Annotated in this window: 25 protein-coding genes and 1 pseudogene; 10 read left to right on the top strand and 16 right to left on the bottom strand. The window is 70.9% G+C overall.

The features are described from left to right. Window positions 1-40 precede the first annotated feature (40 nt). Window positions 41-811: a TetR/AcrR family transcriptional regulator gene (locus ACWEN0_RS44155; RefSeq protein WP_451987079.1), complete on the top strand. Its 771-nt coding sequence runs from the start codon at window positions 41-43 to the stop codon at window positions 809-811. Further along, window positions 808-1,125 (top strand): DUF4873 domain-containing protein, encoded by a 318-nt coding sequence (locus ACWEN0_RS44150; protein ID WP_451987077.1) that lies wholly within the window; start codon window positions 808-810, stop codon window positions 1,123-1,125. The genes ACWEN0_RS44155 and ACWEN0_RS44150 overlap by 4 nt, the downstream gene beginning before the upstream one ends. Window positions 1,126-1,230: 105 nt before the next feature. Here the strand turns inward: ACWEN0_RS44150 and ACWEN0_RS44145 are convergent, their stop codons facing one another. The 3 genes from ACWEN0_RS44145 to ACWEN0_RS44135 all read right to left on the bottom strand — a co-directional run bounded on the left by ACWEN0_RS44145 (window position 1,231) and on the right by ACWEN0_RS44135 (window position 2,859). Continuing rightward, window positions 1,231-1,686: a pyridoxamine 5'-phosphate oxidase family protein gene (locus ACWEN0_RS44145; protein ID WP_451987075.1), complete on the bottom strand. Its 456-nt coding sequence runs from the start codon at window positions 1,684-1,686 to the stop codon at window positions 1,231-1,233. A 169-nt stretch (window positions 1,687-1,855) separates the two neighbouring features. Beyond that, window positions 1,856-2,086 carry a DUF3107 domain-containing protein gene (locus ACWEN0_RS44140; protein WP_013223016.1) on the bottom strand — a complete coding sequence of 77 codons (231 nt, stop codon included), beginning with the start codon at window positions 2,084-2,086 and terminating at the stop codon, window positions 1,856-1,858. A 119-nt stretch (window positions 2,087-2,205) separates the two neighbouring features. Further along, on the bottom strand, window positions 2,206-2,859 hold the full coding sequence (locus tag ACWEN0_RS44135; protein ID WP_284747445.1) for a ferritin-like fold-containing protein: 654 nt from the start codon (window positions 2,857-2,859) through the stop codon (window positions 2,206-2,208). A 415-nt stretch (window positions 2,860-3,274) separates the two neighbouring features. Between ACWEN0_RS44135 and ACWEN0_RS44130 the strand changes: the two genes are divergently transcribed. Both ACWEN0_RS44130 and ACWEN0_RS44125 read left to right on the top strand, forming a co-directional pair. Continuing rightward, on the top strand, window positions 3,275-4,870 hold the full coding sequence (locus ACWEN0_RS44130; protein WP_451987181.1) for a DEAD/DEAH box helicase: 1,596 nt from the start codon (window positions 3,275-3,277) through the stop codon (window positions 4,868-4,870). 25 nt (window positions 4,871-4,895) lie between these two features. Next, a complete protein-coding gene (locus ACWEN0_RS44125) occupies window positions 4,896-6,206 on the top strand; it encodes an Rv3212 family protein (RefSeq protein WP_451987073.1) in 1,311 nt (436 codons plus the stop codon). Window positions 6,207-6,334: 128 nt separating this feature from the next. Here ACWEN0_RS44125 and ACWEN0_RS44120 read toward each other — a convergent pair whose 3' ends face one another. The 7 genes from ACWEN0_RS44120 to ACWEN0_RS44090 form a co-directional block, all read right to left on the bottom strand. Then, window positions 6,335-6,742 carry a hypothetical protein gene (locus ACWEN0_RS44120; protein WP_451987071.1) on the bottom strand — a complete coding sequence of 136 codons (408 nt, stop codon included), beginning with the start codon at window positions 6,740-6,742 and terminating at the stop codon, window positions 6,335-6,337. Between the two features lie 12 nt (window positions 6,743-6,754). Further along, complete coding sequence (locus ACWEN0_RS44115) at window positions 6,755-7,606, bottom strand: RecB family exonuclease (protein ID WP_451987179.1); 852 nt, start codon at window positions 7,604-7,606, stop codon at window positions 6,755-6,757. A gap of 86 nt (window positions 7,607-7,692) precedes the next feature. After that, entirely contained in the window at window positions 7,693-10,164 is a 2,472-nt protein-coding gene (locus ACWEN0_RS44110; protein ID WP_451987069.1) for an alpha-L-rhamnosidase-related protein, read from the bottom strand. 125 nt (window positions 10,165-10,289) lie between these two features. Further along, window positions 10,290-10,919 (bottom strand): MarC family protein, encoded by a 630-nt coding sequence (locus ACWEN0_RS44105; RefSeq protein WP_451987067.1) that lies wholly within the window; start codon window positions 10,917-10,919, stop codon window positions 10,290-10,292. A 1-nt stretch (window position 10,920) separates the two neighbouring features. Continuing rightward, window positions 10,921-11,784 (bottom strand): PHP domain-containing protein, encoded by an 864-nt coding sequence (locus ACWEN0_RS44100; protein ID WP_451987065.1) that lies wholly within the window; start codon window positions 11,782-11,784, stop codon window positions 10,921-10,923. Window positions 11,785-11,832: 48 nt separating this feature from the next. Next, window positions 11,833-12,393 (bottom strand): PH domain-containing protein, encoded by a 561-nt coding sequence (locus ACWEN0_RS44095; protein WP_451987063.1) that lies wholly within the window; start codon window positions 12,391-12,393, stop codon window positions 11,833-11,835. A 21-nt stretch (window positions 12,394-12,414) separates the two neighbouring features. Next, window positions 12,415-12,579, bottom strand: coding sequence for a hypothetical protein (locus tag ACWEN0_RS44090; protein WP_167379843.1), 165 nt, complete (start codon window positions 12,577-12,579; stop codon window positions 12,415-12,417). A gap of 195 nt (window positions 12,580-12,774) precedes the next feature. On the opposite strand from ACWEN0_RS44090, the gene ACWEN0_RS44085 reads away from it, so the two are divergent. Next, a complete protein-coding gene (locus ACWEN0_RS44085; RefSeq protein ID WP_451987061.1) occupies window positions 12,775-13,188 on the top strand; it encodes an NUDIX hydrolase in 414 nt (137 codons plus the stop codon). A gap of 62 nt (window positions 13,189-13,250) precedes the next feature. Here the strand turns inward: ACWEN0_RS44085 and ACWEN0_RS44080 are convergent, their stop codons facing one another. Together ACWEN0_RS44080 and ACWEN0_RS44075 are read right to left on the bottom strand one after the other, a co-directional pair. Further along, window positions 13,251-14,345: a DUF2332 domain-containing protein gene (locus ACWEN0_RS44080; protein ID WP_451987059.1), complete on the bottom strand. Its 1,095-nt coding sequence runs from the start codon at window positions 14,343-14,345 to the stop codon at window positions 13,251-13,253. A gap of 7 nt (window positions 14,346-14,352) precedes the next feature. Next, on the bottom strand, window positions 14,353-14,856 hold the full coding sequence (locus ACWEN0_RS44075) for a MaoC family dehydratase (protein WP_013223004.1): 504 nt from the start codon (window positions 14,854-14,856) through the stop codon (window positions 14,353-14,355). A 311-nt stretch (window positions 14,857-15,167) separates the two neighbouring features. Here ACWEN0_RS44075 and corA point away from each other — a divergent pair, with 311 nt between their 5' ends. The 3 genes from corA to ACWEN0_RS44060 all read left to right on the top strand — a co-directional run bounded on the left by corA (window position 15,168) and on the right by ACWEN0_RS44060 (window position 17,909). Further along, a complete protein-coding gene (gene corA / locus ACWEN0_RS44070) occupies window positions 15,168-16,250 on the top strand; it encodes a magnesium/cobalt transporter CorA (RefSeq protein WP_451987057.1) in 1,083 nt (360 codons plus the stop codon). A gap of 172 nt (window positions 16,251-16,422) precedes the next feature. Further along, a complete protein-coding gene (locus ACWEN0_RS44065; RefSeq protein ID WP_451987055.1) occupies window positions 16,423-17,073 on the top strand; it encodes a metallophosphoesterase family protein in 651 nt (216 codons plus the stop codon). Next, window positions 17,070-17,909 (top strand): chromosome partitioning protein ParB, encoded by an 840-nt coding sequence (locus ACWEN0_RS44060; protein ID WP_451987053.1) that lies wholly within the window; start codon window positions 17,070-17,072, stop codon window positions 17,907-17,909. The genes ACWEN0_RS44065 and ACWEN0_RS44060 overlap by 4 nt, the downstream gene beginning before the upstream one ends. A 58-nt stretch (window positions 17,910-17,967) precedes the next feature. Here ACWEN0_RS44060 and ACWEN0_RS44055 read toward each other — a convergent pair whose 3' ends face one another. Next, window positions 17,968-19,467 carry an MFS transporter gene (locus tag ACWEN0_RS44055; RefSeq protein WP_451987051.1) on the bottom strand — a complete coding sequence of 500 codons (1,500 nt, stop codon included), beginning with the start codon at window positions 19,465-19,467 and terminating at the stop codon, window positions 17,968-17,970. A 120-nt stretch (window positions 19,468-19,587) separates the two neighbouring features. On the opposite strand from ACWEN0_RS44055, the gene ACWEN0_RS44050 reads away from it, so the two are divergent. Then, window positions 19,588-20,253 (top strand): TetR/AcrR family transcriptional regulator, encoded by a 666-nt coding sequence (locus ACWEN0_RS44050; protein WP_451987049.1) that lies wholly within the window; start codon window positions 19,588-19,590, stop codon window positions 20,251-20,253. Window positions 20,254-20,255: 2 nt separating this feature from the next. On the opposite strand, the gene ACWEN0_RS44045 is transcribed toward ACWEN0_RS44050, so the two are convergent. Further along, window positions 20,256-22,085, bottom strand: coding sequence for a HEAT repeat domain-containing protein (locus tag ACWEN0_RS44045; protein WP_451987048.1), 1,830 nt, complete (start codon window positions 22,083-22,085; stop codon window positions 20,256-20,258). A gap of 40 nt (window positions 22,086-22,125) precedes the next feature. After that, window positions 22,126-22,323: a PspC domain-containing protein gene (locus ACWEN0_RS44040; protein ID WP_451987046.1), complete on the bottom strand. Its 198-nt coding sequence runs from the start codon at window positions 22,321-22,323 to the stop codon at window positions 22,126-22,128. Between the two features lie 252 nt (window positions 22,324-22,575). Here ACWEN0_RS44040 and ACWEN0_RS44035 point away from each other — a divergent pair, with 252 nt between their 5' ends. Beyond that, on the top strand, window positions 22,576-23,481 hold the full coding sequence (locus tag ACWEN0_RS44035) for a hypothetical protein (protein ID WP_451987044.1): 906 nt from the start codon (window positions 22,576-22,578) through the stop codon (window positions 23,479-23,481). Between the two features lie 50 nt (window positions 23,482-23,531). Here ACWEN0_RS44035 and ACWEN0_RS44030 read toward each other — a convergent pair. After that, window positions 23,532-23,992, bottom strand: a pseudogene (locus ACWEN0_RS44030) (ABC transporter ATP-binding protein); the annotation flags it as partial.

The following is a 23,992-nucleotide window of genomic DNA, read 5'->3' as shown; positions in this document are numbered from 1 at the left end:
CCGCAACATGTAACTTGAGGTAACAGTTACCTCTGGTAGCATGACCCGGGTGATCGAACGTGTCAAGCGCTCCGGCAAGCAGTCCAGGTCGTCTTCCCGTGACGAGGAGGCGACCGGCGACGCCCGGCGCGACCGCTGGCGCAAGCACCGGATCGCGCGGCGCAAGGAGTTCGTCGAAGCCGCGCTGCGGGCGCTCGACACGCACGGCCCGGACCTCGGCATGGAGGACGTCGCCGCGGAGGCGGGCGTCACGAAACCCGTGCTGTACCGGCACTTCGACGACAAGGCCGACCTGTACGTCGCCCTCGGCCAGCGCGGCACGGAGATCCTCTTCGAGCGGCTGATCCCCGCCATCAACGCCGAACTCGCGCCGGTGCCGCGGATCCGGATGGCGCTCGACGCGTTCTTCACGGTCATCGAGGAGCACCCGAACCTGTACCGGCTGCTCGCGCACGGCCGTCCGGAGAAGCCGGCCGGCTCGGACGTCGTGGCCGAGGACAAGGAACTGATCGCGACGGCGCTCACCGCGCTGCTCGGCGACTACATGCGGATGTTCAACATGGACTCCGGCGCGGCCGAGCCGTGGGCGCACGGCATCGTCGGCATGGTCCAGAACACCGGCGAGTGGTGGCTGGACCGCCGCTCGATGGGCCGCGACGCGGTCGTGGAGTACCTGACGCAGATCATCTGGGCGGCCATCGACGGGCTGACCCGCCAGAACGGCGTGGTCATCGACCCGAACCAGCCCCTGGAAGCCAACAAGGTGGTCCAGCTGGGCCGCGCTTCGGAGTCGCTGGAGGAAACGTCATGAGTGAGCACGACGAAGACGGCTACAGCGGCGAAGCGACGCTGGTGGTCGACGGCGTTTCGCTGACGGCGACGGTCGAGCTGCGCGGCTACTTCCAGCCGATCGACGGCTACTACCGCTGGTATGGCCGGGTGGCGGTCAACGACGAGCTGACGAAGCTGGCGGGCGGCAAGAAGAAGCCGGTCACCATCCAGGCCGGCACCCACTCGGCGACGGGCGAGCTCTCCGACCCGGACCCGTGGGGCCGCTACCGGATCACGGGCACGAGCACCCCGCCGTTCTCCGTGCCGACGACCCTGGAAGAACTCAACGCCTGAGAAACGCCGTGAATGGCACATCGAGGGACTTGAAGTCCCTCGATGTGCCATTCACGGACTTCGGAGCCGGGGCGGCCACCCCGCGCGGCGGCCGCACCGGCCGGCTCAGGAGGTGCGCGGCCCGGGCAGCTCGCGGCCCGGCAGCCAGCCGTTCGGGATGTCCGTCGCGCGCCACTTCCGCACGCTCAGCCGGATCGCCGTGACCGGGGCGCCGAGGAACGGCTCCGCCTCCGGCACCTTCGCGACGAGCAGCTCGCGCACCAGCGGGTCGTCCTCGGCCGGGACGACCTCCGCGAGCGCCTGGGCCTGCAGGAACGGCTGCATCGGCGAGCCTGTCGAGACCACCACCGACACGACCGGGTTCTCCCGGACGGCGGCCAGCGTGCGGCCGCGGTCCTCGAGCACCAGGTTCAGCGTGAACGGCCCGCTCTCGGCGAAGTACACGCCGCCGACCCAGGGGCCGTCGCTGCCCGAAGTGGCGAGGAACAGCGCTTTGTGCGCGGAAAGGGTGGTCCGCACGAGGTCCGCCACATCGCCGGCCAACGGCTCGACAGTGGTCATGCTGGTAGCTCCCGGGGTGTCCCGTCCGGGTCCTGTGACACCGGATCGGATGCCGAAGCTAAGGGCCGGAATCGCGACACACCAAGGAGAACCGACCGATCCGGTGAACCCCGGACGCACGAAGGCCACCCCGGGGACGTCCCGGGGTGGCCTCCGAACGGGTTACGAGTCAGTCGCCGACGCCGAAGCCGACCTTGCGGACGTCGGACGGGGCGATCTCGACGTACGCGATGCGGTCGGACGGGACGATGTACTTGCGTCCCTTCTCGTCGTTGATGCGGAAGAGCCCGTCACCGGCCGTCAGGGCCTCGGCGACCAGCTTCTCCACCTCTTCGGGAGACTGGCCACTGGACACCACCAGCTCGCGCGGCGTGTCCTTGATGCCGATCTTGACCTCCACGTGGGACCTCCGCTGGAAATTCGAAAGGGATGTGCCGGCCAAGGCTAACCGAACCGGCTCGTTCCGGTGGCGCATGACCGCGCCGGACCGCGTCGTCACGTCGTCGTACTCCATCGGGGTCAGCCCAGGCCGAGCGCCTGCATGCGCTTGGTGTGCCCCTGTTGCAACCGCCGGAACAGCGCCGCAATTCCGGAGAGGTCGCCCGAACCGCCGATGATGAGCTCGGCCAAGCCGTCGCGCTCGGCGACGACGTACTGGGCCTGGGTGAGCGCCTCGCCGAGCAGGCGGCGCCCCCACAGCGCGAGCTTGTCGCGGGTCTTCGGGTCGGCCTCGATGCCGGCCGCGACCTCGCGTTCGGCGAAGGCGGAGTGGCCGGTGTCGGCGAGCACGGTGAGCACGAGGTCCTTGGTCTCCGGGTCGAGCCAGCTGGCGATCTCCCGGTAGAGGTCGGCGGCCAGCCCGTCGCCGACGTAGGCCTTGACCAGCGACTCCAGCCACGACTTCGGCGGCGTAGAAGCGTGCCAGGCGTCGACCTGGGCCACGAACGGCGTCATCGCGTCTTCGATCTTCACGTCGTGGCCGGCCAGGTGCTGGGCGAGCAGGCCGTAGTGACCGATCTCCGCGGCCGCCATCTGCGCCAGCGCGGCCCGCCCGGCGAGGGTCGGGGCGCTCCGCGCGTCTTCGGCCATTCGGTCGAACGCGGAAAGTTCGAGGTAGGCGATCACACCCAGAAGGTCTACGACGCCCTCTGAGATCTCTTTCGGCTCGGTCACGGGGGCAGGGTATCGCCGAAGCACCCGGGCGTGTCGGGACGAGACCGATCCCACTGGTTCCGGCGTGCCGGGTACTGTCGAAAAACTGCTGACCAGGTACACTGCGATTGACATCAAGCTTCCGTACGCCATACCGGCGTCGGGAAACAGGCAGGTCACGTGGCTTGCCGACGTACTGCAATGTGCGTGCACGCCTCTTCCGGCATTCCCGGGACGGACCGGTTCCGCGCTCCAGATCAGCGCCAGGGACCAGGGTTTACTCCCGGTCGAGTGTCGAGCGGACCAACGGCGGTGCGCGCTGGTCACGAGAGAGGCGATCACCCTGACCGCAGAAATTCCCACAACCGAACAGACCCCCGCCGTCGCGCTGGAACACAGCGAGACCGGCCCGGCCGCGCTCGACACGTCGCACCCGCTGCAGGCGGGCGTCGACGTCGAGCCCGAGGCCCCGACCTTCGCGTCCTTCGGCGTCAAGCCGGAGATCGTCAAGGCCCTGGGCGAGGCCGGCATCGAGCGGACCTTCGCGATCCAGGCGCTCACGCTGCCGCTCGCGATGGCCGGCGACGACCTCATCGGCCAGGCCCGCACCGGCATGGGCAAGACCCTCGGCTTCGGCGTCCCGCTGCTGCACCGCGTGCAGGTCCCCGGCGACGGCACCCCGCAGGTGCTGGTCGTGGTCCCGACCCGCGAGCTGTGCATCCAGGTCGCCAACGACCTCAAGGGCGCCGGCAAGCACCTCGGCATCCGCACGCTGGCCATCTACGGCGGCCGCCCCTACGAGCCGCAGATCGAAGCGCTGCGCAAGGGCGTCGACGTCGTGATCGGCACCCCCGGCCGGCTCCTCGACCTGGCCGAGCAGCAGCACCTGGTGCTGGGCAAGGTCCGCGGGCTCGTGCTGGACGAGGCCGACGAGATGCTCGACCTGGGCTTCCTGCCCGACATCGAGCGCATCCTGCGGATGGTCCCGGACGAGCGCCAGACCATGCTGTTCTCGGCCACCATGCCCGGCCCGATCATCACCCTGGCCCGCACCTTCCTGCGCCAGCCGACCCACATCCGCGCCGAGGAGAACGACGCCGGCGCGGTCCACGAGCGCACCACCCAGTTCGTCTACCGCGCGCACTCGATGGACAAGCCCGAGGTCATCGCCCGGATCCTGCAGGCGGCCGACCGCGGTCTCACCATGATCTTCAGCCGCACCAAGCGCACCGCGCAGAAGGTGGCCGACGACCTGGTCGAGCGCGGTTTCGCGGCCGCCGCCGTACACGGCGACCTCGGCCAGGGCGCCCGCGAGCAGGCCCTGCGCGCGTTCCGCTCCGGCAAGGTCGACGTGCTGGTCGCGACCGACGTCGCCGCCCGCGGCATCGACATCGACGACGTCACGCACGTCATCAACTACCAGTGCCCGGACGACGAGAAGACCTACGTCCACCGGATCGGCCGCACCGGCCGCGCCGGGCGCACCGGCGTCGCGGTCACCCTCGTCGACTGGGACGAAGAGCCGCGCTGGAAGCTGATCTCGGACACCCTGGGCCTCGACAAGCCGGAGCCGGTCGAGACCTACTCGTCGTCGAAGCACCTGTACGAGGACCTGGGCATTCCGGAGGGCACCACCGGGCGGCTGCCGCTGGCCAAGCGCACCCGCGCGGGCCTGGGCGCCGAAGTGGAAGAGGACCTGGGCGGCAAGAAGCGCGGCCGCGGCCGGGGGAAGCCCGGCGAGGAGGCTTCGGAAGACGCGCCGCGTAAGCGCACCCGGGCCCCGCGCAAGCGCACCCGCGGTGGTTCGCGGGCGGCCGAAGCCGTCGAGGCGGCGGACAAGGCCGCGGCTTCGACGTCGGAAGAGGCTTCGGAAGGCCGCACCCGGACGCGTCGCCGCACCCGCGGCACCGCCCCGGAGACGACCGGCCCGGCCACCGAGAAGGAAGCCGGCGAGAACGCCGAGCGGCCGGCTCGGCGGCGCCGCCGTCGCCGCCCCGCGGCGACTTCTGATACACCTGCGTCGGCAGACTGAGGCCTACGCAGCGGGGGTCGGGTAAGTGAGCGACGTCGAAAAGGCGCCCGAAGAGGCCCCTGACTACGGCTCCGAAGACGTCCTCGAGGACGTCGAGTCCACTCCGCCCGCCCCGCGGGTCAAGGCGCGTCGCTCGCCTTGGAACCGCGGGCGGGACCGGGTGATCGCGGCTTTGATCGCGGTGGTCGTGGTCGCGGTCGCGCTGGTCGTCGGCATGACGAGCGACAGCGCGGCCACCGACCGGACCGAGGCGGCGCCGCCCCCGCCACTGCCCGCGGCGCCGGACAAGGTGCCGGGGTCGCTGGCCGAAATCTGGAGCGCGCGCAGCGGCGCGACGCCGGTCCCGGTCGTGGCGGGCGACGCGGTGGCGACGGCGGACGGCGGTGAGGTCGCGGCCCGCGACCCGCTGACCGGCCAGATCCGCTGGCACTACACGCGTGACCTGCCGTTGTGCACGATGAACGAGACGTGGGGGCGGCTGAACGCCGTCTTCTCGAAGTCTTCGGGCTGCAGCGAAGTCACGCAGCTGGACCCGGGCACCGGCCGGATCACCGCGCAGCGCAACGGCAACGCGGAGCTGGGCACGCGCCTGGTCGGCGACGGCTCGCACGTGACGGCGACGGGCAAGAAGCTCCTCACGACGTGGCGCGACGACTTGGTGCAGAGCGCCGAGTACGGCCAGGTCCCGGCGCTGGTCAACGCGGGCAAGCAGCCCCGCACCGGCTGCACGTACGGCACGGTCGCGGCGGCGTCGGGCAAGGTCGGCGTGATCGAGCGCTGCCCCGGTGACCCGGCCGACCGCCTGACGGTCTACAAGGCGGCGCCGGACAAGGACGACGAGCCGTCGGTGTCGTTCAGCAGCGTGCTGGCGGGCAAGCGGGCGCGCGTGATCGCGATGTCCGGCGAGCTGACGGCGGTGGTCCTGCCGGACCAGAAGCTGCTGGTGATCTACAACGGCGACGGCTCCCAGCGCGCGGCGTACCCGCTCGACGTGCCCCCGGCCGACCTGGCCGCCGACCCCGCGGGCGGCGTCGAGGCGACGACCCAGACGACGCAGAACGTCTACTGGTTCAGCGGCTCGAAGGTGGTGGCGCTGTCCCGTGACGACCTTTCGCCGCGCTGGACGTTGAGCAGCGCGTCCGGGCCGGGAATCCTGTTCGCGCAGCAGCTGGTGGTCCCGATCAAGGGCGGCCTGGCGGTGCTGAACGAGAACGACGGCTCGACGATCCGCACGGTGGGCGTGGACCGCCGCGGCTACCCGGGCGTGGTCCGCCTGGCCGCGGCCGGCCCGGTCCTGCTGGAGCAACGCGGCGAGACCCTGACCGCCCTGAATTGATGCCCGGCCAATCACGCGAGATGCCCGCCTGATCACGTGTGATGCCTGTCTGATCACGTGTGATGCCCGTCTAGGCACGCGAGCCGTGGCCGGCCGTGTGCGCAAAGCGGCATCACTCGTGGTTGGGGTCAGGTCAGCCAGAAGAGGGTCAGTGCCGAGACCGTGAACAGGACTACGGCCAGGCCTGCGCCGCCGGCCGGGAGGCCGTTGCGGCGGTCCGCCACGCGCTGGGCCAGCAAGGCCAGCACCGCCGCCACCGGGTGGCCGATCAGCATTATCGCGCCCGGGCCCGGGACCCCCTGGTAGAGGTCGATTCCGGCCACCAGCAGCACCCCGAGGGCCAGGACCGTGAGACCGGCGGCCAGTGAGCCCGTGAACCCCCGCCACCAGCGGCCGCGCTCTTTCGCCGGCTCGGTGGCAGGCTCTTCGGGGTCGCCTTCGATGCGCTGCGGGGTGACTCGTTCCTGCGGGACGGTCTGCGCTTCGTCCACGGGGAACGGCTGTGTCGACAGTTCGCCGGTGTCCGGTGAAGCCACTTTCCCTCCCTCTCAGGGCGCGAGCAGGTCCCACGGCTGCGCCGCCGGGGCCGCTTCCTGTCCCGCCGCGCAGCTCGGCCTGAAGTCGCACCAGGCGCAACGACGATCCGGGCGGGGCGGGAACAGCACGTCCCCGTCGCCGCCCGCGTCCAGGGTATCCGTGGCGAGCCGGAGGTCCCCGGCGGTCTCTTCGGCGCGTTGCAGGTGCCGGCGCAGGCTGTCCGTCGTGTGCTCGGCCGCCGCGATGGTGCCCGTCGGGAGGTGGTGCAGTTCGACCGTCGTGCACGGCATCCGCAGCGTCCGCGCCGCCGCCACTGCGTACAGCGCGAGGGCTTGCGACGCCCGGGCCTCGTACTCGTCCGGCGGACGGCGCCCCGTCTTGTAGTCGACGATCACCAGCTCCCCCGCACGCGCGTCGATCCGGTCCGCGCGGCCCTCGATGATCATCGACGGCCGCTCCCCCGGCGTCGCCGTGACCGGCGCCGACACCCATCGCTCGAGCCCGACCGGGTCGTGGCTGACGTCGTTGTCCTCGACGTACTCCGCCACCCACCCCTTGGCCCGCGCCCGGTACCGCGCGGCCTGCTCGTCGCTCTCGAAGCCGGCGTCCTTCCAGAACTCCGCCACCAGCGCCACCGCCCGCTGCGGCACGCGCTTGAGCACCGGCAGGTCGAACAACGCCCGCAGCGCGTTGTGCACCACCGCGCCCAGGGTGCTGTGCGCCCACGGCCCGGTGCGCTGCGGGGTCGGCCGTTCGAGGTACGCGAGCCGGTACCGGCGCGGGCAGTCGTCGAAGGTCGCCAGCCGCGCCGGCGAGACCTTCGTGAGCCGCACGGGTTGCGCGACGCCGAAATCGAAGCCCATTTGCTCCTTCACCCGGCCCACGCTACGCACCACCACCGACAGTTTTTTCGGGGGTTCGGGTGGCGGAGCCCCCGATACTTTCCGCGCTACCGCACCACCAGAACCGTGTGCGTGCCGCCCGAGACGGTGAGGGGGCCCGCTGCGCGCAGCGGACGGCCGTCCAGCAGCACCAAGCGGCCGGACGGGACCACCAGCGAACCGGACGTCCCCTGCGGAGCCGTGACCGTCAGCGAAAACACCGAGCCCTTCTGAGACCACGAAGCCGACAACGCGCCCTTCGGCGTCGGAACCGCTCCGCGCGCCCAGGAGACTCCGCCTGGGTGCGGCGAAACCGTCCACGTCGCGAAGCCCGGCGAAGTCGGTGAGACGCCCAGAAGCTCGTTCGTCAGCACCGGGACGACGCCGGTCGACCAGCCGTGCGCGGCCGACGTGTAGCCCTGCTCGTAGTGCGAACCGCCGTCGCCGATGCCTTCCCACGCCGTGATGCCCGGGTCGTGCGAGGTCATCCAGCCGTACATCCGCTTGATCTGGTCGATCGCCGAGTCCGCCTGCCCGGTCCGGAACCGTGCCTGCAGCTCCGGGAACGACGTGAACGCGTACACGCGCTTCGTGCCGTCGGAGACGAGAGTGTCGTTGTCCATGAACGGGTTCCCGTAGGGCAACGCGCCCGCCGCGAGCCGGGCCAGCGCGGAGGTGGCCTGCGCGGGCGACGCGATCCCGGCGACGATCGCCTGGCTGTTGCCGTCCTGGCCGTGGCGCACCGCGCCCGTCCCCGAGTCGAGGTACGCCCCGGCTGCCGGGTCCCACAAATAGGCGTTCACGGCCGCCGCGACGCCGGAAGCCCGCGCGAGCCACCGATCCGCGTCCGCCAGGTGGCCCGTCGCGCGCGCCAGGCCCGCCGCACCCTGCAGCGCCCGGACGTACAACGCGTTGTAGTACGTCACTTCGCCCGTACGCGGCAGGAACGCGTAGTCGCCGTAGCCGCTGGTGCCGTTAAGGCCCTTCGCGAGCAACCCGCGCGAATCGGTGACCGACGGGTACCACGTGTCGAGCGTCTTCACGAGGTTTGAGTAGTACGAAGCCGCGTACGCGTTGTCGCCGGTGTAGAGCACGTAGTCCCAGCTGGCAGTCACCCACCAGAGCGGATAGTCGAACAGCGGCAGCGTGTAGTTGTTGATCGACGCGGGCGGGATCCAGCCGTCCGCGCGCTGGTGGTCGGCCAAGTCGGCCAGGACGTTCTTCGCCGCCGTGCCGTCCTGGTGCGTCAGGTACTCGGTGAGCCCGGACACCGCGACGTCGCCGACGTACGGGTCACGGTCGCGCTTCGCGCCGTCGTGCAGCACCAGTTTCCCGTCCAGCGAAGGCGAAAACGCGCCGCGCGGGTCCACATCGGACGCGCGGAAGGTGTCCATGCCCAGTTCGTTGGTGTAGGACGCGGCGTACCAGTACTTGTCGAGGTCCTCGTCCGACGACTCGAACCAGCCGCGGTAGCTGTCCGGCGTGCCGAGGTAGGGCGTGAAGTCGAGCGAGACGCCGTTGATCCGCACCTCGCCGGACGGCTGCGCGGCCGGCGCGTCCGAGGCCAGCGCGTCGAGGCTGATCCGCAGGTAGCGGAAGCCGTGCAGGCCGTCCGCGCACACCTGGGTGCCGACCTGGCAGCCCTTCGTGTCCCGCCAGACGGCCGGCGTCGCCGGCACGGCGTACTGGTCGCTGCCCGGTCCGCCGGAGAAGTCCGACCGCGTGAAGTCGGAGCGTTCGCCGAGGTACTGCTGGGTTTCCGAGAACGACAGCCGGACGCCGGGCCGGTTCGCCGACGCGCCCGCGAACGAGATCTTCGGGTAGCCCGCGACGACCTTGCCGAAGTCCACCACCGCCACCGGCACCGGCGGGTCGGCGACCAGGCCCGGCCAGACCTCGGTGACCCGGCTGAACTCGCCCGACGGCGTGTTCTGGTCCTTCGTCACGGTGATCCGGACCTGGTCGGTCGTGACCGGCCGGTCGAACGGGATCGCGCGCTGCACGGCGGTGTTGCCGGTCACGGAAGCCGCGACCCGCCACGCGCCCGCGTCCAGCACCTCCACCGTGAAGTCCTGCGGCACGCCGTCCACGCTGGACAGCAGGGTGACGCCCGGGAGCGCGACCGGCGCGGCCGAGGTGATGGTCAGGACGTCGGGGTAGGCGCCGATCGTGTCGTCGTTCCAGAAGGTGTCGGTGTTGCCGTCGATCGCGTTGCCCGGCGCGTACGTGCGCGGCTGGCCGTTGCCGCCGTTGTTCGGTGCGTGGAACGACGACGCGGCGGCCGTGCTCCCCGCGGGCCACGCCGGCTTCGGCGGCGGCGCCTGCCGCTTCAACGTCGTGACGCCCCGGCCGAGCAGGCCGTCCGGGTTCGTGACGTCGCCGCTGGTCGACAGCACCTTCACCGGCCGCACGTCCCGGCTCGAGGGTGCGACGACGTACTTCTGCCAGCCCGGCGCGGCCACGGCGGCCGTGACGGGCGCGGCGACCACGCCGCTCGCCACCAGGACCGTGACCGGCAGGACTGCTCTGAGCCACTTCATCGAGGCCTCCGCACGCGAATTGAATCGTTTCAAGCGCTGAGCTGAGGTCAAGGCTGCGCGAAGCGTGCCAACGATGTCAACGAACCCGCCGGTTCCTGTCCGGCAGGACAACCCGAAAGGCGGGGTCAGTTGCCGCCGGCGATGAACCCGCGCACGGAGTTCGCGACGAGCTCCACGGCGATGGCCGCGAGCAGCAGGCCGGCCACCTTGGCCAGCAGCGTGATGCCGCTTTCCTTGATCAGCCGGATGACCACGCCGGAGTAGCGCATGCAGACGTAGATGACGAAGTGCGTCATCACGATCGCCAGCGCCAGCGCGATGTACGCGCCGATGTGCCCGTCGGCCTGCCGGACGAACACGATGGTCGCGGCGATCGCGCCGGGCCCGGCCAGCAGCGGCGTGCCGAGCGGGACGAGCGCGATGTTGACGTCCTCCGCCGCGGCCTCCGGCTCGTGGCCGTTGCCGGTGAGCAGCTGCAGCGAGATGAGCAGGAGCAGCAGGCCGCCGGCGCCCTGCAGCGCGGGGATGCCGATGCCGAGGTAGGCCAGGATCGCCTGACCCGCGACCGCGAACAGGCTGATGACCAGCAGCGACACCAGGACGGCCTGGCGCGCGGCCCGGGCGCGGACCGCCATCGGCTTGCGGCCGACCAGGCTGAGGAACACCGGCACGGTGCCCGGCGGGTCCATGATGACGACCAGGGTGATCGTCGCGCTCATGAAGAGCTTCGCGTCGAAGAAGTCGGCGATCGCCATCTCAGCCCTTCACGACCTGGAAGCCGGTCGCGCGCGAAACGAGTTCCTCGAGCTGCCCGGGGTCGGTGGTGCACTCGCCGAGCGCGATCGTCTTGTTCGTGCCGTGGTAGTCACTGGACCCGGTGACGAGCAGGCCGAGCTCGCCGGCCAGCTCGCGGGTGCGGGCCCGCGTCGGCGCGTCGTGGTTCGGGTGGTCGGCCTCGACGCCGGTGAGCCCGCGCTCGGCCAAGCCGGCCAGGGTGTCTTCGCTGATCGTGGCACCGCGGCTGAAGGCGAAGGGGTGCGCGATGACCGTGACGCCGCCGGCCGCGGCGATCATGTCGATGGCCTCCTCGACCGGCGTGTCGCGGCGGGCGACGTAGTAGCCGCGCCGGGGGCTCAGGTAGTCGGCGAAGGCCTCGTCGACGGTCTTGACCAGGCCGGCCCGGACCAGCGCCTGCGCCAGGTGCGGCCGCCCCGGCGGGGAGTCCTCGGGGAGCAGGCCGAAGATCTCGTCGGCGTCGATCGGGAGTCCGTCGGCGGCCATCCGCTCGGCCATCCGGCGCAGCCGCGTGCGGCGCTCGACCCGCAGCCGGGTCTGCTCGGTGACCACGGCCTCGGCCGTCGGGTCGAAGAGGTAGGCCAGCAGGTGGACGCTGATCTGGCGGCCCGTCTCGAGGTCGGTCGACACCGTCGACAGCTCGGCGCCGGGGACCAGGGTCAGGCCCGGCGGGATGGCCGCGGAGGCGGGGGCCCAGCCCGCGGTGGTGTCGTGGTCCGTGATCGCGACGACGTCGAGCCCGGCTTCACCGGCCGCGGCGACGAGCCCGGCCGGCGAGTCGGTGCCGTCGGAAGCGGTGGAGTGGGCGTGCAGGTCGATGCGCATCGGGTCCATTGTCGACGATGCGCTGCGTCACAGGCGCGGCGGGACGGCTCAGCCGACCGGCTTCTTGCCGCGCGCGGCGCGCTGGGCCTTGATCATCGAGAAGCGCTCGGCCTGCTTTTGCTTGTCACCGAAGACGAGCTCGGAGATCGTGTCGTAGAACTCTTCGGGCCGCGGCAGGTAGTCGATGCGGTTGAGGGCCTGGATCTGACCGGCCGACTCGACCACCATCGTGCCGTACCCCATCATGCGGCCGGTGGCGGTGCGCACGTAGCTGAGGTCGGTGACCTTGCTGATGGGCATCATCAGCACCTTGGTGGTGAACACCCCGGTGGTCATCACGAACCGCTTGTCGGTGACCACCAGGCGCTCGACCCACCACTCCATCACCACGTAGGCGAACCGGAGGACGACGAGCAGCGCCACGTACCAGAGGACGTTCTGGCCGATGTACAGCGCCGGTGGCAGCAGGTAGGACACCAGGACGCAGACGGCCAGCAGCGCGGCCGCTTCGAAGGTGTCCCACAGCAGCACCGCCCAGTGGCGGCGGATCCGGATGACCCGCCGCTCGGTGTCGAGGAGGTACTCGTCGGGATCGCGAGGCGCGAACATAGGTCGAGGGTAGCCCCGCTGTCAGCCCTTGAACACGTTGCTGACGAAGGTGATCACCGATTCGGCCGAGCTGCGCAGGAAGTCGACGATGTTGCCGACGAGGCCCGCAGCCTGCCCCGGCTGCGCAATGACGAAGAACAGCACCAACGCGATACCGGCGAGGCCCGCAATCTTCTTCACGTTCACCGCGATCAAATCCCGTCTCTTACGGTGACACCGGACAACAACCAAAACCTGACTTTTTACGTTGTACCGCACTGAACAGGCACAGGGGAGGTAAGTCCCGCGCTTGGGTCAGCACGCGGTCCGAAGTGTACCGTACGGCTACTCTCCGTGTACAGGACATCCGTTTTCAAGTCGGTCACGTCTACCCTTCGGGACATGGACGGCCCCCTCGGCACCACGATCCGCTGCGTCGGCGGCATCACCTTCGACCAACGTGGCCGGTTGCTGCTCATCCGGCGCGCGAACGACCCCGGTTCGGGGCAATGGTCGCTGCCGGGTGGCCGAGTCGAACCGGGCGAATCGGACGAACAGGCCGTGATCCGCGAGCTTCGGGAGGAGACCGGGCTCGACGTGATTCCCGGCACAGTGATCGGGACCGTGACGCGCGGGCCGTACGAAATCCACGACTACGCCTGCTCGGTGACGGGCGGCGTGCTCACCGCGGGTGACGACGCCACGGACGCCCGTTGGTCCGATGCGGCAGACCTGTCGGCCCTGGAGACGGCCGGGCAGCTGGTGGATCTCCTGTACGTGACCCTGTGTGAGTGGAAGGCGCTTCCGCGGACCTGAAAAGCCGCGAAGGCCCCCTTTCCGGCCACAAAAGCCGGTGAGGAGGCCTTCACGGGACTGGGCTACAGCGGCAGCCAGGTCATCCGCTGCCCGTGCGGAGCGGTCCGGGCCAGGGCGTGGGCCTCCGCCTTGCCGTCCTCCCACCGGACGACGCCCAGCGTCGCGAGGCCGTCGGACCCGGCGAGGTCCGACCGCCCCGGCAGCACCGTCTCGAGCCCGGCGCCGTAGAACTCCTCCGAAACCCACCACAACGGCCGCGACTCCGCGAGCGAAGCCAGCTTCGAGACGAACTCCGCGCGCCGGGGCGCCGGGAAGTACGCGAGCGCGTGGCTCGTCACCACCACCAGCGGCCCGTCCAGCGTGGCCGCGGCCGCCTCCAGGTCGTCGACCCCGTCGCCCGCGATCAGCGCCGGGCGGTGCTTCGCCTGCTCGGCCGCCGCCGTGCGCAGCAGCCGGATGCGGTCCGGCTGGTCGGCCCAGACGCACGCCTCCAGCCACGCCAGCTCGTCCTCGTCCGACAGGTCGACGGGGGCCCGGTCGAGCCCCGCCCGCGCCGTCACCGCGAGCTTCTTCGGCAGTTTCGGCGCCACCGCGCCCGGTGCCAGGTCCAGCGCGCAGTGCAGCCCGACCGCGGCCTTCGCCGGGCCCGCCGTCAGCTGCTCGCCGCCGTCGCACTGGTAGCGGTAACCGAAGCGGTCGAGCCCGAGCAGGAGACCCGCGCTGCAGCCGACCTCCAGCAGGGCGACCTTCCCGCCGGCCTCCTTCGCCGCCCGGGTGACGCCCGGGTACAGCAGCGCCGCCCGGCGGACCTCGTTCGTCTGGGTGTAGCGCGCGGCGATGAGGGCGCGCGCCTTGTCGGCCCGCTCCAGCAGGAACGACCGGAACAGCGGCCAGGTCTCGGAGTCGACGCCGTCGAAGCCGCCCAGGGACGGGTAGTACCGCGAGAGCGGGTGGATCGGGTCGGCCTGCACGAGCCGGTGCGCGGTCGCCATCAGCAGCGTCGCCCGCACCTCGCCGTCGCGCGCCGAAGCGAGCAGGCCCGCGACGTCGTCGTCCGCGGCCGCCTGCAACGCCAGGTGCTCGTACAGCGGGGAGACCCCGCGGGCCTCGACTTCCGCGAAAGTGCGGAGTACTTCCTTGATCCGGTCCAGGTCCATCAGAGCCTCACTCGTGCGGCACCGGCCGGCCCGGCTGCTCCCCGCCCCGAGTCTCCCCGTAGGAGCGCTTGGGCACCATCACCTTCCGCCGGAAGGTGCACACGATCAGGCCGTCCTGCTTGTAGCCGCGCGTCTCGACGTACACGACGCCGCGGTCGTCCTTGGACTTCGACGGCGTCTTGTCCAGCACCTCGGTCTCGCCGTAGATGGTGTCGCCGTGGAACGTCGGCTTGACGTGCTTGAGGGACTCGACCTCGAGGTTCGCGATGGCCTTGCCGGAGACGTCGGGCACGGACATGCCCAGCAGCAGCGAATAGACGTAGTTCCCGACCACGACGTTCTTGCCGAAGTCGGTGGTCTCCTCCGCGTAGTGCGCGTCCAGGTGCAGCGGGTGGTGGTTCATGGTGATCAGGCAGAACAGGTGGTCGTCGTATTCGGTGACCGTTTTGCCCGGCCAGTGCTTGTAGACCGCACCGACCTCGAACTCCTCGTAGTACCGACCGAACTGCACTCGTCATTCTCCCGTCGCGTAACACCGCGTGAGGCTGGTACGACACGCATCCGTAGTGAGGAGTACCCTCAACCATTGGTTCTCGCGCGTCAACGCGAGCCCCACCACTCTCCACCCGGCCCGAAGGAGGTGAGGAACCCCGATGAGTAGTGGCGATAGTCCGCTCCCTAGTAGTCCCAGCGTTCCCACCTCACGGGTCGTCTCCAGGTAGGCCTTTTCTCTCCCCGGGAACGCTGGTGCCTCGCCGGGCGGACGCGGTCCGCCCCTGGTCAGTCGTCTCGCACGACGTCGCACGACGCCCAGGAGAACCCATGCCTGCCATTCCTTCGCTCGGCGGCCTGCGCGGCCGCGGCAACAAGGGCGCCGTTCCCGTGCGCCCGGTCCCGGTGCCGCTGTCCGCGTACGTCGTCGACTGCGCGGTGTACGTCGCCGGTGAGCGCCTGCCCGGCCGCTGGACGCACGTCGAAGCGATCAAAGAGGTCCGCAAGCGGCACGAGGGGTTCGTCTGGATCGGGTTGCACGAGCCGGACTCGCAGCAGATCCAGGGCATCGCGGAGACCTTCGGCCTGCACGAGCTGGCGGTCGAGGACGCGCTCGAAGCGCACCAGCGCCCGAAGCTGGAGCGGTACGACGACACGCTGTTCCTGGTGGTCAAGACCGTCCGGTACGTCGAACACGAGTCCCCCACCACGGCGAACGAGATCGTCGAAACCGGCGAGCTCATGGTGTTCCTCGGCCGGGACTTCGTGATCACCGTCCGCCACGGGAACCACTCCGGCCTGGCGCGGCTGCGCCGTGAACTCGACGACGACCCCGAGCGGCTCAAGCTGGGGCCGTCCGCGGTCGTGCACGCGATCGCCGACCACGTCGTCGACCACTACCTCGACGTCACGGGCCGGATCGAGAACGACATCGACGTCATGGAGGCGCAGGTCTTCGCGCCCCGGTCGCTGGTCAGCGCCGAGCAGATCTACCTGATGAAGCGGGAGGTCCTCGAACTGCGCCGCGCGGTGATGCCGCTCGCCACGCCGGTCCAGCGGCTGGCCGAGGGCTACACGCGGCTGGTGCCGGACGAGGTCCGCTCGTACTTCCGCGACGTCGCCGACCACCTCACGACGGTGTCCGAGCGGGTGGCGGCGTTCGACGAGCTGCTGTCCACCCTGGTCGACGCGACCGTCGCGAAGATCTCCCTGCAGCAGAACACCGACATGCGCAAGATCACGTCGTGGGCCGCGATCATCACCATCCCGACGATGATCGCGGGCATCTACGGGATGAACTTCGACTACATGCCCGAGCTGCACTGGAAGTTCGGGTACCCGCTGGTGATCACGGTGATCCTCGCGATCTGCCTGCTGCTGTACCGAATATTCCGGAAGAACGGCTGGCTCTAGTCCCTCCTCTTCCCCCTCGGAGTGTTCGTCATGTCCCGGATGCTGTCCAACCTCAAGTTCTGGGCGCTCGCGCTCAGCGTGCTCTGGATCGTCGTCATCACTTCCGTCATCGTCGCCGACCCCGGGTTCGCGCACGGCATGAAGTAGTGCCGCGGCGTCGTACCCTGGGTGGGTGCCGAAAGCGCTGGTCGTCTCCGACGAGGTCGACGAGCGGCTGTGGACCAGCGCGGTCCGCGCCTGCTCGGTCGACCTCGTCATCGGCGCGGGCGACCTCCCCTACGACTACCTCGCGTTCCTGGCCGGCGCGCTCGACGTGCCGTGCGTGTTCGTGCCCGGCAACCACGACCCGGACCTGAGCGGCTACACGCGCTACGGCGGGCTGTCCATGAAGGACGGTTTCCCGACGGCGTGGCCGGGCCCGGCGGGCGGCATCAACGCCGACGGCCGGGTCGTCGACGTCGCCGGGATCCGGTTCGCCGGGCTCGGCGGCTCGATCCGCTACAACGACGGGCCGAACCAGTGGACGCAGCGCCAGCAGGCCCGCCGCGCCCGCGGCCTGGTGCGGCGCGCCCGGTGGCGCCGGCGTCGCGACGGCCGGGACGTCGACGTCCTGCTGACGCACTCGCCGCCGCTGGACCTGGGCGACCGGGCGGACCCGCCGCACCGCGGGTTCGCGTGCCTGCACCGCACGATCGACGTGCTGCGGCCGAAGTGGCTGCTGCACGGGCACATCCACCCCCACGGCGAGCCGGTCCCGGACCGGGTCGTCGGCGAAACCCGGATCCGCAACGTGGTGGGCCACCGGATCATGGAGTTCTCATGAAAGAGACGGGGTTCCCCCGCGCCGACGCGGAGAACGACTTCCTCCGCGCGCGCCGGGGCCAGGTGCTCTCGCGGCTTTCGACGTGGCTGCGGCGCGAGCCCGACGACGTCAACATCATGCTGCCGTTCCACGAGGTGGTGGAGGCGCTCGGCTACGCCGGCGAGACCCGGATCGGGCTGCGGGTGATCAAGCTGGACTCGATCGTCGGCACGGTCGACCGCAGCCGCGACTTCGACCGCCGCTTCCGCCCGACGTCCGGCCGCGTCCGCGAACGCTGGGAGCGCCTGGCCCTGGCGGCCCGCCGGGGCGAGGAGATCCCGCCGATCGAGGTGTACCGGGTGGGCGAGCTGCACTTCATCATCGACGGCCACCACCGGGTTTCGGTGGCGATCGCGCAGGGACTGTCCACAATAGAGGCGTACGTGACGGTCGTCCGGACCAAACTGGACCCGAGTGGCATCCGCCACCGCGGCGACCTGATCGTCAAGGACTACCGCCGCCTGTTCCTGGAGCGCGTGCCGCTGACGGGCCACGCCCGGGCGTCGGTGATCGTGTCGGACCCGTGGGACTACGCGAAGCTGGGCGAGCACGTGGAGGCGTGGGGCTTCCGCCTGATGCAGGACGAAGGCAAGTTCTGCGACCGGGTGAGCGTGGCCCAGCGGTGGTTCGACGAGGAGTTCGTCCCGGTGGTGGGCATGCTGCGGCAGGCGGACCTGATCGGCGACCGCACGGACGCGGAGGCGTACATGTGGGTGGCGGCGGAACGGTACCGCCTGATCCGGACCCACCGCTGGGACGACGAGGTCATCGAGACCCTGCGCTCCCGCCGGTCGTGAGGTGTTCAGGGCGGTTGGAACCGCCCTGAACACCTCACGACGAGCTGCGGCAGACCGCTCACATGTGGACGGCGCCGGGTGCGGCTTCGCCCTTCGGGACGCCCGGGCGCAGCAGCAGGCCGCTGATCAGCGCGCCGGCCGCGAAGATCACCGCGGCCCACGTGAACGCCGTGGTGTAGCTCTCGATCGCCGCCTCGGCCGCCAGTTGCGGGGTCGGGACCTTGCCCGCGAGGTACGACGTGGCCGCGTTGCCCGCCAGGGTCGACAGCAGCGCCGTGCCGATCGAGCCGCCCACCTGCTGCATCGTGTTGACCGCCGCCGACGCGACGCCCGCGTCGTGCGCCTCGACGCCGAACGTCGCGACGCTCATCGCCGGCGCCATCGCCAGGCCGATGCCGAAGCCCATCACCAGCAGCGGGCCGAGCACGCCGGACGCGTACGTGCTGTCGAGGCCGATGCCGCTCAGCCAGAACAGGCCGGCCGCCGCGATCGCCATGCCGGTCGGGACCAGCGGACGCGGGCCGAAGCGGGGCAGCAGCACGGCCGTCGCCGTCGTGGCGGCCAGCATCAGCGTCGCCACCATCGGCAGGAAGCCGACGCCGCTCTGGATCGGCGTGAACTTCAGGTTCTGCTGCACGTAGAACGTCAGGAACAGGAAGATCGCGAACATCCCGATCGCCAGCAGGAACATCGCCAGGTACGAGCCGCCGCGGTTGCGGTCGAGCAGCACGCGCAGCGGGAGCAGCGGGTGCGAGACGCGCTGCTGCAGCCACGCGAACACGCCCAGCAGCACGACGCCCGCCCCGAGGAAGCCCCACACCGAGACCGACGACCACGAGTCCGACTCCGCGTTCGCGAAGCCGTAGACCAGCGCGAACAGACCGGCCGACGCGGTGATCGTGCCCGGCAGGTCGAGCTTCGGGCGCGGCCCGGCGTCGCGCTGGTTGCGCAGCAGGACCGAGCTGCCGGCGAACGCGACGACCGCGAAGATGATGTTCACGAACATGCACCAGCGCCAGTCGAGGTACTCGGTGAGCACGCCGCCGAGCAGCAGCCCGACCGCCGCGCCGCCACCGCCGATGGCGCCGAACACGCCGAACGCGCGGCCGCGTTCCTTCGGGTCGGTGAACGTCGTGGTGAGCAGCGAAAGGGTGGCGGGCGCGAGCAGCGCGCCGAAGACACCCTGCGCCGCGCGGGCGATCAGCAGCATCTCGATGTTGGTCGCGAAGCCGCCGAGGGCGGACACCGCGGCGAAGCCGGCCAGGCCGACGAGCAGCGTGTTCTTGCGCCCGAACAGGTCGGCGAGACGGCCGCCGAGCAGCAGCAGGCTGCCGAACGCCAGCGCGTACGCCGTGACGACCCATTGGCGCGCGTCGTTGGAGAAGCCCAGGTCGACCTGCGCGGACGGCAGCGCGATGTTCACGACGGTCGCGTCCAGCACGACCATCAGCTGCGCGATGCCGATCATCACCAGGATCAGCCATCTGCGGCTGTGGTGCGGGTTCTCGGCGGCGCGCACGTCCCCCGGCGGCGCGACCTCGAGGGTGGATTCGGACATGGGTGTCCCCTCACTGGGAGTGATCAAGACAGTATGTGGAGTAGGTATCTCCCCTTACGCGACCCAAGGTACACACAAACCGGAGAAGGTGCCTCTACTTGACGCGTTAGACTGGACGGCATGGCACGGGACGCTGGTCCCGCCGCACCGGCGCGGCCGCTGCGGCGTGACGCTGAACTCAACCGCCGTCGCATCCTGGCGTCGGCCCGCGAGGTGTTCGGCCAGCGCGGGCTCGAGGCCACGCTGGACGACATCGCGCACCACGCCGGCCTCGGCGTCGGCACGGTCTATCGCCGGTTCCCCAGCAAGGAACACCTGGTCGAGGCCATGTTCGCCGAGCGGATGGAGGAGATCGGCGATCTCGCGTCGGAAGCGTTGAAGGCGGATGACGCGTGGCAGGCGTTCGTCGACTTCACGTGGAAAGCGGCCGAGATGCACTCCGCCGACCGCGGGCTGCGCGAGATCATGCTGTCCAACAAGTTCGGCCACGAGCACGTCGCCGAAGAGAAAGCCCGCATGGTGCCGTTGATCACACAGCTCGTCGAGCGGGCGCAGGCCGCCGGCGGGCTACGGGCGGACTTCGCCCCGTCGGACATGGCGCTCGTGCACATGATGGTCGGCTCGGTGGTCGAATTCACCTGCGCGGTCGACCCGGACCTGTGGCGCCGCAGCCTCGGCATGCTGCTCGACGGGCTCCGCGCCGAGCCCGGCAAGCCCTCGGAGCTGCCCCGCCCGCCGCTCGACGAGCAGGAGATCGACCGCGCGATGTCCTGCTGGCGTCCCTGACGTCAGCCGGCGCAGTTCGCCAGCGCCCGTGCGGCGTCGCGGCGGAACGCCTCGTCGGCGCGGAACAGGGCACACCCGTCCGACGCCGAGAAGCGCTCATCGCGGGCCAGGAGCTCACGCAGCACGGGCGCCACTTGCGCGGGCAACGGCCCCAACGTCGCCAACGCGCGCATCGCACGGGTCACGGGGAAGCCGATCCACCGCGCCTGGACGTCGTCCAGCTTCCGCAGCAGCACCGGCAGCACCTCCTCGACGTCGCCGGTGACCCGGCCCAGTGCGTGGGCCAGCGCCACCTCGGCCCATTCCTCGTTCGGCCCGCACCGGCGCAGCGTGCTCTCGAGCGGCGCGCCGATCGTTCCCAGTGACGCCGTCCAGCCGAGCGCCGAGGCCTCGCCGGCCTTGATGCCCTCCTCCAGCAGGTTCAGCGCCGCGGCCGGGTCGCCGCCGAGGCGCGCGAACGCCGTCGCCGCGGCGGCACGGACCTTCCACGGCCGCCGCCGGCCCTTCACCACTTTCCGGAGGGCCGGCAGTGCCGAGTCGCCGCCGATTTCGGCGAGGGTGTCGGCGCACCACTCGACCGTCAGCGGGTCGTCGGCGCCGAGCTGCCGCGCCACGTGCCCGGTCGCCGGCGCTCCTGCCGGGCCCCAGGCCTGCAGGAGCCGGGTCAGCGGCCAGATCGTGAACCGGTTGACGCTGCGGTCGAGCGTCTCGCCGATCCACGGCAGGAACTCGGGCGCGAACTCCGGGGCGTCCATCAGCGTCTCGTGGGCCCCCAGCGCGTCGAACCGGCTCCAGTGGCCCGGCATGCGGGGGATCCCGCCCCGCATGAACACGTCTTTCCGCGAGCCGAACCGGGCGAGCAGCGGCTCGACGCACCGGCGGTCTTTGAGGCGCAGCAACGCCCAGAGCGCGAAGTCACGGACTTCGTCCTGGTGTCCCGCGGCCGTCGTGTCGTCCGCGAGGGCGAAGAGCCGGTCGGCGTACTCAACCGACGCCGGGGCGACGCCGCCGAGCACCGCCGCCGCCGTGGCGCGCTCCGGCGAGTCCAGCATCGCGCCGAAGATCGGCAGCAGGCCCTCGACCGCCGACGGCCGGTCGGCCACCTCGCCCAGCGCGACGTCCACCGCTTGCGAGCGCCGTTCCGGGCGCGAGGACAGGGCGACCAGGAGCGCTTCCCGCGGCTTGGGCGCGAGCTGTCCGGCCGCCCAGTGGACCGGGACCGGCCGCTCGTAGGTGTGCATGCCCGCGAACGCCGTCATGTCCCGGCTCAGCAGATCGGCCAGGCGCGCGATCGGCGCTTCGCCGGTGATGCGGGCCGTCGTCGTGACGGCGACGGCCTGGATCGCGTAGGACTCGTCGCGCTCGGCCAGCCACGGCAGCACGTCCGCACCGCCCAGCTCGCCGATCGCGATCACGTACCCCAGCCGGACCGCCTCGGACTCCTCGCCGGGCCAGCGGTCGAGCAGCGCGCGCAGCACTTCGGGGTCCGGGTGCTCGCCCAGGACCAGCGCGGCGGCCCGCCGCACGTCGCGGACGGGGTCGCCGAGCAGCGCGACCAGCCGCGGCACGGCAGCCGCCCACGCACTCCCCCAGCGTTCGTCCGCCGCATCGCGCGCGCGGCGGGCGAGGTCGTACACGATCTGGAACACGTCGGCGCGGTGCCCGGCGTCCGGATCCTCGACGTAGCCCAGCAACCCGGGCAGTGCGTCGGCCGCGTCGGGGTTCCAGCCCGAGCGTGGCACGAGCGTGTCCGACAGCTGCTCGCAGGCCTCTTCGAACGAATCTCCGGAGAGGTCGCGCAGCATCGTGCTCCAGTGGTCCCCCCATGCCATCGGCGCAGCCTAACGATCTTCCCGTTGCGCGCCAACGGGTTTACTCGGAGGGGATCACCGCCCAGAGGATCAGGTAGGCCACGAACTGCGGGCCGGGGAGCAGGCAGGACAGCACGGCCAGCAGCCGTACGGTGTTCGGCTTCATGCCGAAGCGCCGCGCGAGGCCCGCGCAGACGCCGCCGATCATGCGGCCGTGGCGCGGACGGGACAGCGACCCCCTGGTGACCGGTGCGCTCATCGTCTTTTCCTTTCCTCGAAGATCCGATGTCCCCACTTCACCACCCGCGCACCCGCTTCCGCATCGCTCGCGGGAAGGATCGCTCCCTTAGGGGACGGTAAAAGCGAATATCATTCAGAAGCTCAGCGGAAACTCAGGAAACCGGGGCGAAATCCGATGACCTGCGGGTCTGGCGGGCGCCCTGCCGAACACAATGAGAGATGTCCCCGTCAGGGCTGGTTTTCGGCCACGGAACGGTGATACTTGCACACCGTGTACCCCCGCCTGAAGTCGTTGGCTGTCGCGATCCTCTGCGCCCTCCTCGCCTCGTGCGCGACGCCCGAGACCGCGCCCGACCAGACGGCGGCCGGGCCTTCCCCGCTGACCGCGTCCGCCGCGCTGGGGGACTTCGCGACCGTCGACTACTGCAGCCTGCTCGACGTGGCGGCGGTCGCGCCCGGCGCGAAGGCCGCGCCGACGTTCGAAAGCTGCCGCGCGGAGGCCGGCACGCGCACGATCGTGGTGGGGCCGCTGGCCTTCGACTCCGATCCGAACATCAAGCCCTACGCCTACCCCGGGCAGGTGCCGGACGGCGTCGCGATCCAGCAGTCGATGTTCAACGACCGCAGCGCGTGCACCCGGGCGATCACCTTCGCCGACGGCAACCGGCTCGACCTGACGGTCGCCGACGCCGGCAACGACCAGGCGGGCCGGTGCGGCGTCGCGGACGCGGCCGTCGGCTCGGTGCTGGGCGTGATCACCACGGGCAAGGTCGGCAGGCTGACCTTCCCGGAGCGGTCGTGGGGCCGCGTGGCGCCGTGCGCGATGCTGGACGACCACGGCCTCGACGACCCGGCGGGTCCCGGCAGCAAGCCGACGTCGGGGCTGTCCGGCCACAGCTGCATCCGCGGCAAGGTCAGCTTCAAGCTCACGGTGGAAACGACCGAAGGCGCGCAGCCGGCCGACCCGCCCGAGACGATCGGCGGCCGCCAGGCCCGCGTCCGGCTCTCGGGCGCGTTCTGCCTGGTCGACACGACACAGCCGGCACCGGGCCTGCCGGGCCGCCGCGAACTGGCGGAGATCAGCGTGGTGGAGACGGCGGGAACCGCGGGCGACGCCACGTGCGCCCAGGCCCGCAAGGCCGCGGGCGCGATCCTTCCCCGGCTCCCGAACGCCTGAAAGCCGTGAAGGCCGCCTCGAGCTCAAGGCGGCCTTCACGGACTTGCGGTTCAGTCCTCGTAGGTGAGGTTCTTGCCGTTCGACGGGTCGAACAGCTTGATCTTGTCCGCGTCGTACCAGACCTCGAGGTCCGCGTTCTCCGCCGCCGACGACTCCGCCGACAGCCGGGCCACGATCTGGGACTCCGCGCCTGGGACGTCGGACGAGCCGCTGTCCGCGGCCAGCTCCGCCAGTTCCTCGGACGTCGCCGTTTCGCCCTCCAGCGTGAAGTGGGCGAACTTCTCCGAACCCATCGACTCCAGCACGTCGATGTGCGCGGTGAACGTGGCCCCGCCGGACTTCTGGCTCGCCTCGACGAGCGCCGCGTCCTCGAAGTGCTCCGGCCGGATGCCGACGATCAGCTCACGCGGCGCGTTCGCCTTCTCCACCAGCTGCCGGACGCGGTCCGTCAGCGGCGTCGTGCCCAGCGCGCTGCGCAGCTCGTTGTTCTCCAGCGTCGCCGGGACGAAGT

It is taken from the genome of Amycolatopsis sp. NPDC004378 (assembly GCF_053602455.1).
This window is presented reverse-complemented; position numbering and strand designations above follow the sequence as displayed.

Bases quoted from the DNA above. Each gene is read 5' to 3' on its own strand.
- ACWEN0_RS44045 (WP_451987048.1), bottom strand. From the start codon at position 22,085: ATGGCATGGGGGGACCACTGGAGCACGATGCTGCGCGACCTCTCCGGA.
- ACWEN0_RS44115 (WP_451987179.1), bottom strand. From the start codon at position 7,606: ATGGGCTTCGATTTCGGCGTCGCGCAACCCGTGCGGCTCACGAAGGTC.
- ACWEN0_RS44100 (WP_451987065.1), bottom strand. From the start codon at position 11,784: ATGCGCATCGACCTGCACGCCCACTCCACCGCTTCCGACGGCACCGAC.
- corA (WP_451987057.1), top strand. From the start codon at position 15,168: ATGCCTGCCATTCCTTCGCTCGGCGGCCTGCGCGGCCGCGGCAACAAG.
- ACWEN0_RS44050 (WP_451987049.1), top strand. From the start codon at position 19,588: ATGGCACGGGACGCTGGTCCCGCCGCACCGGCGCGGCCGCTGCGGCGT.
- ACWEN0_RS44080 (WP_451987059.1), bottom strand. From the start codon at position 14,345: ATGGACCTGGACCGGATCAAGGAAGTACTCCGCACTTTCGCGGAAGTC.
- ACWEN0_RS44085 (WP_451987061.1), top strand. From the start codon at position 12,775: ATGGACGGCCCCCTCGGCACCACGATCCGCTGCGTCGGCGGCATCACC.
- ACWEN0_RS44060 (WP_451987053.1), top strand. From the start codon at position 17,070: ATGAAAGAGACGGGGTTCCCCCGCGCCGACGCGGAGAACGACTTCCTC.
- ACWEN0_RS44150 (WP_451987077.1), top strand. From the start codon at position 808: ATGAGTGAGCACGACGAAGACGGCTACAGCGGCGAAGCGACGCTGGTG.
- ACWEN0_RS44095 (WP_451987063.1), bottom strand. From the start codon at position 12,393: ATGTTCGCGCCTCGCGATCCCGACGAGTACCTCCTCGACACCGAGCGG.
- ACWEN0_RS44110 (WP_451987069.1), bottom strand. From the start codon at position 10,164: ATGAAGTGGCTCAGAGCAGTCCTGCCGGTCACGGTCCTGGTGGCGAGC.
- ACWEN0_RS44040 (WP_451987046.1), bottom strand. From the start codon at position 22,323: ATGAGCGCACCGGTCACCAGGGGGTCGCTGTCCCGTCCGCGCCACGGC.
- ACWEN0_RS44155 (WP_451987079.1), top strand. From the start codon at position 41: ATGACCCGGGTGATCGAACGTGTCAAGCGCTCCGGCAAGCAGTCCAGG.
- ACWEN0_RS44055 (WP_451987051.1), bottom strand. From the start codon at position 19,467: ATGTCCGAATCCACCCTCGAGGTCGCGCCGCCGGGGGACGTGCGCGCC.
- ACWEN0_RS44105 (WP_451987067.1), bottom strand. From the start codon at position 10,919: ATGGCGATCGCCGACTTCTTCGACGCGAAGCTCTTCATGAGCGCGACG.
- ACWEN0_RS44145 (WP_451987075.1), bottom strand. From the start codon at position 1,686: ATGACCACTGTCGAGCCGTTGGCCGGCGATGTGGCGGACCTCGTGCGG.